The organism is Methanosarcina sp. 1.H.A.2.2, from assembly GCF_000979975.1.
Taxonomy (GTDB): Archaea; Halobacteriota; Methanosarcinia; order Methanosarcinales; family Methanosarcinaceae; genus Methanosarcina.
The window spans coordinates 1-5,675 of record NZ_JJQL01000086.1 but is presented as its reverse complement, the minus strand read 5'-3'; the positions used below and the strand labels follow the sequence as shown (position 1 = coordinate 5,675).

General features: G+C 44.2%; 6 protein-coding genes. All 6 read right to left on the bottom strand.

The features are described from left to right. Positions 1-183: 183 nt before the first annotated feature. Positions 184-1,146, bottom strand: a complete 963-nt coding sequence (locus EO93_RS13550; protein WP_048136306.1) for a coiled-coil protein — start codon at positions 1,144-1,146, stop codon at positions 184-186. 31 nt (positions 1,147-1,177) lie between these two features. Continuing rightward, entirely contained in the window at positions 1,178-1,801 is a 624-nt protein-coding gene (locus EO93_RS13545; RefSeq protein ID WP_048136321.1) for a hypothetical protein, read from the bottom strand. 142 nt (positions 1,802-1,943) lie between these two features. Next, positions 1,944-2,234: a DUF424 domain-containing protein gene (locus EO93_RS13540; protein ID WP_048163057.1), complete on the bottom strand. Its 291-nt coding sequence runs from the start codon at positions 2,232-2,234 to the stop codon at positions 1,944-1,946. 177 nt (positions 2,235-2,411) lie between these two features. Continuing rightward, positions 2,412-4,517, bottom strand: coding sequence for a minichromosome maintenance protein MCM (locus tag EO93_RS13535; RefSeq protein WP_048136310.1), 2,106 nt, complete (start codon positions 4,515-4,517; stop codon positions 2,412-2,414). A 125-nt stretch (positions 4,518-4,642) separates the two neighbouring features. After that, positions 4,643-5,401, bottom strand: a complete 759-nt coding sequence (locus tag EO93_RS13530; RefSeq protein ID WP_048138727.1) for an RNA methyltransferase — start codon at positions 5,399-5,401, stop codon at positions 4,643-4,645. 30 nt (positions 5,402-5,431) lie between these two features. Further along, positions 5,432-5,675 (bottom strand): 4Fe-4S binding protein (locus EO93_RS13525; RefSeq protein WP_235284271.1); only part of this gene is annotated, 244 nt, incomplete at its 5' end.

The following is a 5,675-nucleotide window of genomic DNA, read 5'->3' as shown; positions in this document are numbered from 1 at the left end:
TTCTTAGAATCTGATTTTCAAATGAAGTAAATACTCGAAGGAAGCCCCTTCCTCAGCAGGTGATAGCCTGACAGGGAGGGGTAGTTCACACTAGAGTTCCCGATGAAAAGATACATCTAATAAAGACTTTTTACAACCGGTTTTCCACCGCTGATTTTATTTTTTGCTCTTGTTTCTGCCTTCTCAGTCTTTTGTAGAGAACTTTACATCTCCTTTCTCTATGAGGAGTTTAAGGTCTTCGAGGCTGAGGCGAGCATTTTTCTGCAGTTTTTCGCGGGCGTCGCTGTGCTTCTGGCTGACTTTATGCTCATCTTTGGTGAGTTGAATGTCTTTTAGCCTGTCAAGGTCTGACGAGAGTTCCTTTCGGCTGCCGGCGATGCTGTTCTTGAGGGGATCTATTTTTTCTTTAATGGAATTTATGTTTGCAATTTTATCCGTAAGCTGGGCATGGTACATATTTGCTTCTTTTCGGATTTCGTCTGCTGCCTTAAAGTTTTCGAGCATTTCCAGGTGGCATGCCTGAGATTCGTCCGAAAGTTCCTGAATTTTTTCGTGGAACTCGTCCCCTTCTTTATGAATTCCTTTGGATTCTCTATAACTTTCCTGGATTTGGGCATGAAGCTCATTTGCTTTATTTGCAGCTTCAAGGCGTTTACTCAGATCGCTTAATTTCTGGAGTATCTTGATTTCCACTTCAAGGGGGAGTTCTTTATTAAATAGAGCGTCCAGTTCAGCTTCATAAGCCCTTGATAGGGATTCTACGCTTCCATGAGAGAGTTTGTTGCACTCATCACGCTGTTCCTTGAGTTCCGCAATTCCTGAAAAAAGCTCCTGGGTTTTGGAATTTACGTCGCTCCTTTTTTCCTTGTACTCTCCAATTTGCTTATTAATCTCGTCCCGTCGGTCTCTAAGTGACTGTGCTTTTGCAACCCTTTCCTTAACCTGCTTGTTCAGAGAGTCTCTCTTTTCTTTCAATTCGTCGATATCTGTCCTGTTTATTTTCAGTTCCTTAAATATCGAAGCCAATTGCCTTTCACTTTTCTCTATCCTGCTCCTGAGCTCGTTCACCTTGCTCTTAAGCTCCCGTTCGTTTAGGTTTGAAAGGTCGGCCGTTGCAGTTTCTGCTGTTGAAACGTCGTTGTTCATGTCTTACCACCCACGTGTTTTCCGAAAACTGTTATACTTTTTGTTTTTCCCAGTAACTCAGGGCTTCTTCGTGACTTTTTATTTTGCTGCTGAGCCATTTGTGCTGGGGTTTATTTTTGGAAATTTCACTGTTCTTGTTTCCATCATCCTCTTCAAGTTGTTTTTCAGACTCTGTTATCTCTTTTAGTTCCAGGTTTGAGGTTCTGGCGTCCTCCATTCTGGCTCTGGTTTGCAGGAGAATGCTTTCTCCGACTCCCTCTTCCCGGACGAGTTCTTGCAGGTGTTCCATAAAAGAGTCTTTAAATTTCTGTTCCTCTTCGGGTTCGATCTGTCCTTTGAGTTTTTTAATATCTTCCTTTATTTTATCAGCAGTTACGGTATCCAGCTTCGGAAATAGCTCTTTCTCGAGCAATCCCTCTGCCTGATGGTAATATTGCTGGCGTTTTTCCGTCAGTACCTCTTTTCGCTCCGCCATACGGGTTCTGGAAATTTTGGCAGTTTTTGCATCTTCTTCAAACTGGGTCAGCCTGCTGTCCAGTTCTTTAAACTCCTTTCTATATTCTTCCAGAAACCTGTTGTGTTTTTCCACAACCCCGGAAATCAGTTCCCCTTCGGTCAGCATTCTGATCCCGGCTTCTTCAGTATTTCCGCTCACAGTATCACAATTTTGAAATTTTATTTTTATAGGTTTTATTTTTATCCGGCTCTGGTAGGGCCAGCCCGGAAAATTAAACCGGGAATTGCCGTATACCACTTTTTAGCCGTTACACAAACAGCGTGAGATATAAGAGTTTTTTTCAAACTCTGAATACCTGAGCATGTGGTACGCTGTCGATCATGATTACGGAGTCAGGATCGATAATCCCGCACTTTATGGCACATTTGATTGTTTTTTCCCCGAAGAGATTTGCAGTCATAGCTTCTTCCAGAGCTTTCTGAAGCTCTTCCTCAGAAACAGACTCTTCTCCATAGAAAGCCTTGCTGATCTCTACTACGGCGTTGCCATGTTTCAGGGTTTTTCCGAGCACTTCTTCATCACAGGCTGCAACAAGCCTTTGCCCTTCACTTTTATAGATCTTTAGATACATATTTTCCCTTTTTTAGTAATACTTCGCCCTTTTAGTATTTACAGCTTAACCATTTCTCCCTTTTAGTATTTACAGCTTAACCATCATTATTTTGTTTGCTGGTAGGCTGCTCCTGCCTGTGGGACGTGTGGTACGCAGCAACTTTTTTAAGGGTTGAAATACCCACCGTTTTTTGACTTAATTAATGAGCCTGATATGGGCCTGGTCCGGAGAAAGAATGTCCCCTCTCTGCTTCATTTTCTTTATATATTCCTCTGCACGCCCTCTTTCTATCCCGTGCTCGTTTTCAGCTTCTACGTAAACTTCTTCGAGAGGGGCTTTGGCACCGGTATGTCTCTCACTGACTTTTTTAATTATGTCTTTGAGGAGTTTTATTTTATTTCTCTGGCTCATGCTTGTGCCTGAAGCAAGTACATCTGCATCAAGAGCCCCTGTTTCAGGGTCAACACCCACGTTTTTAAGGCAATTCATGGTGATTTTTATAGTCCGTTCTGCATCTCCCAGAGTGACTACATTGCTCAGGCGTACTCTTGCACTGGCTTCAGAGAGGCGAACCAGCGCCTCAAGCTGCCTTGCTGTCACAGGTACAGGCGTATTCTTGCCTTCTCCACTCTTCCTGATGTTCGTATAGAAGTTGATAAGATGTTGTCGTGCATCTACTTCCATTACAGGGTACACATTTTTTCGCGCATATGCAACGTACTTCCGCATAATTTCTGCTTCTATCACAGGCTCGATTACTTCCAGTTCTGCATCCACAAAAGCTTCTGTGATCTTAGAGCCGGGAAGCTTCTGCCGCTGTTCGGAGAGTTCTCCTGCATAATGCGACTGAAGGATATGGTTTGCAATCCTGCTGTCCAGGGCATGGTTTGGGGTGTCGAGCAAAACAAAGATGAGGTCAAAGCGGGAAAGCAATGCCGGGGGCATATTTATTTGTTCAGCGAGACCCTCATAACGGTCAAAACGCCCGTATTTTGGGTTTGCAGCCCCGAGGAGAGCGCAGCGGGACTTAAGAGTAGCAATAATTCCGGCTTTAGCAATACTTATAGTCTGCTGTTCCATTGCCTCGTGCAGGGCGCTCTTATCCTCTGTCTTCATTTTGTCCATTTCGTCAACCGCAGCAACCCCCATGTCAGCCATAACAAGGGCACCACCTTCGATTGTCCACCTGCCGTCATTCATGTCATCTTTAACGGCAGCAGCAGTCAAACCGCTTGCAGATGCACTTCTCCCTGATGCAAAAACGCCTCTTGGCGAGAGTTTAACCACATAACGCAGCAGCTGACTTTTTGCAATTCCGGGGTCACCTACAAGCATCATATGGATATCGCCTCTGATCCTCGAGCCGTCAGGAAGGTTTTTCACAACTCCTGAAAAAAGCTGGAGGGCAAGGGCTTCTTTGATATCTTCATATCCGTAGATAGAAGGTGCAATGGAAGCTATGATTTTGTCATAAATTGCCGGGTCACGGGAAAGTTCAAGGATCTGTTCCTCGTCTTCGGCAGTTATTTCAAGTTCGTCATAATCTTTGTCCAGGTGCTCGATAGAATTTGCTTCCAGCACCAGGTCATAGAAGGTGGATTTTCCATCTTTGAGGGTGCGTTGCCTTGATTTCAGGACTCCATTAATGATGACGCGGTCTCCGGGGGTAACATTACCGGTGAGGTCGTCTTCGGCATCCACTTCCAGGCTCTGCGGTTGCGAACCTCCTTTCAGGTTTTCCGGAGATTCCTGGATCTGGAGTTTCTGGGCATCGATAAAAGTAGAATCTTCAATTGCAACCTTAAAAGGCCCTTTCTTTCCGCAGGTCTCATCTTCACAACCTGCAAAGGGCTCCTCGAACTTGAAACTGTTCTGTTCTACAATGGTAAGGTGCCCGCATCTCAGACACTGGAAGGCGGCTTTAGTAATCCTTGGCCTTACCTCTGTGGCTTTCCTTATCATGCCTTCGATTGCAACAAAGCGTGTGAGGTGTTTACTTCTTAGTTCCCTGATAGGAATCCTGTTCGGGATTTTTATAACCCTTACATGAGCCTGTTCAAGACTCTTTTCTACAGGAAGGTCAATTTCTTTCAGGGCAGCTTCAGCTGCACATACAAGTTCTCCGGGGTGCTCAAGAAACTCTTTCGAAAGCTCCCTGTCAAACTTCTCGATATCTGTAAAATCCACTCCAAGACTTCGCTGGTCCGGATATTCGTTTGCAAGCTGAAGGATCTCATTCCAGTAGTAGTCTTTAAAGAATCTTTTTAGTTTCTCGTCCCACTTGCTTTCTGTCTCGGTCATGGCGTTCTCAAAAATACTTGGCTTTTATGTAAAATTTTTCCTTTCTTATCCGGTTTCTACTTAAAAACGATCCTAAAAAAAGTTAAAAAACGTACAATAGATTCTGATGTAAAACAGGTTTATTATCATATGAACTTTTCTATACTTTCCGAATCTTCTGCTTTCTGCAGGTCTTCAACCTCTGCTGCAAATCCCATCATTCTCTCTGTTTTCCTTATTATGCCCCTCAGAGTCTGGACCTCTCTCGGGGTCAGCCCGGCTCTTCCGAATATCCTCCTCAGCATCAGGGAAGTTTTGTCTTTTTTGTGAGCCGGATAGTCTATTTCCTCAAGCAGTTCATCCATATGCCCGTACATAAGCTGCAGGTCAAAGCCTTCAGCAAGCGGATTGCTTCCTCCCTCCAGTTCCGAAAGCTCGTAAAGCACAATTGCAATCGCATGAGAAAGATTCATAATTGGATAGATCTCTGAGGTCGGAACCGTAATGAGCATATCAAAGCCTTTGAGTTCGTCGTTTCTGAAGCCGCTATCTTCACGCCCAAAAAGGACTGCAATAGTGCCGCTGTATTCTTTTATTTTTTCTTTGAATTCCCTGACAGTATAAAGGGGAAGGCGGATATGTTCTCCTCCTTTCAGGCTTGAGACTCCTGTGGTCCCTACGAGCAGGTCTGCACCTCTTACGGCTTCTTCAAGGGTTGAGGTAACTCTTGCACCTTCGAGCACATCCCTTGCGTGAGAAGCCATTGCTCTTGCCTGTCCCTCGAGCTCACAGGGGTTTACCAGAACCAGGTCAGAATATCCAAAGTTTTTCATTGCTCTAGCAACCGATCCCACATTTCCCTGATACATGGGTTCCACAAGCACTACGCGAATTTCAAGTGACAAATTTCTCAATCCTGACTGTGTTTTTTAAAATTAGTTTTCGAGGGTAATTGCATCTGCCATACAGACAGTCACACACATTCTGCACCCCAGACAGTAAGAAGGGTCCTTCAGAACACAAACCTTTTTACCATCTTTTTCTTCTATGGAATAAATCCTCGGGCCTTTAGGGCAGGCGGCCTTACATGCCCCGCAGCCTGTACATTTCTCTTCATCAATATAGATTTTCATATTGACTGTGTTCCAATTATTATTATTATTATTATTATTATTATTA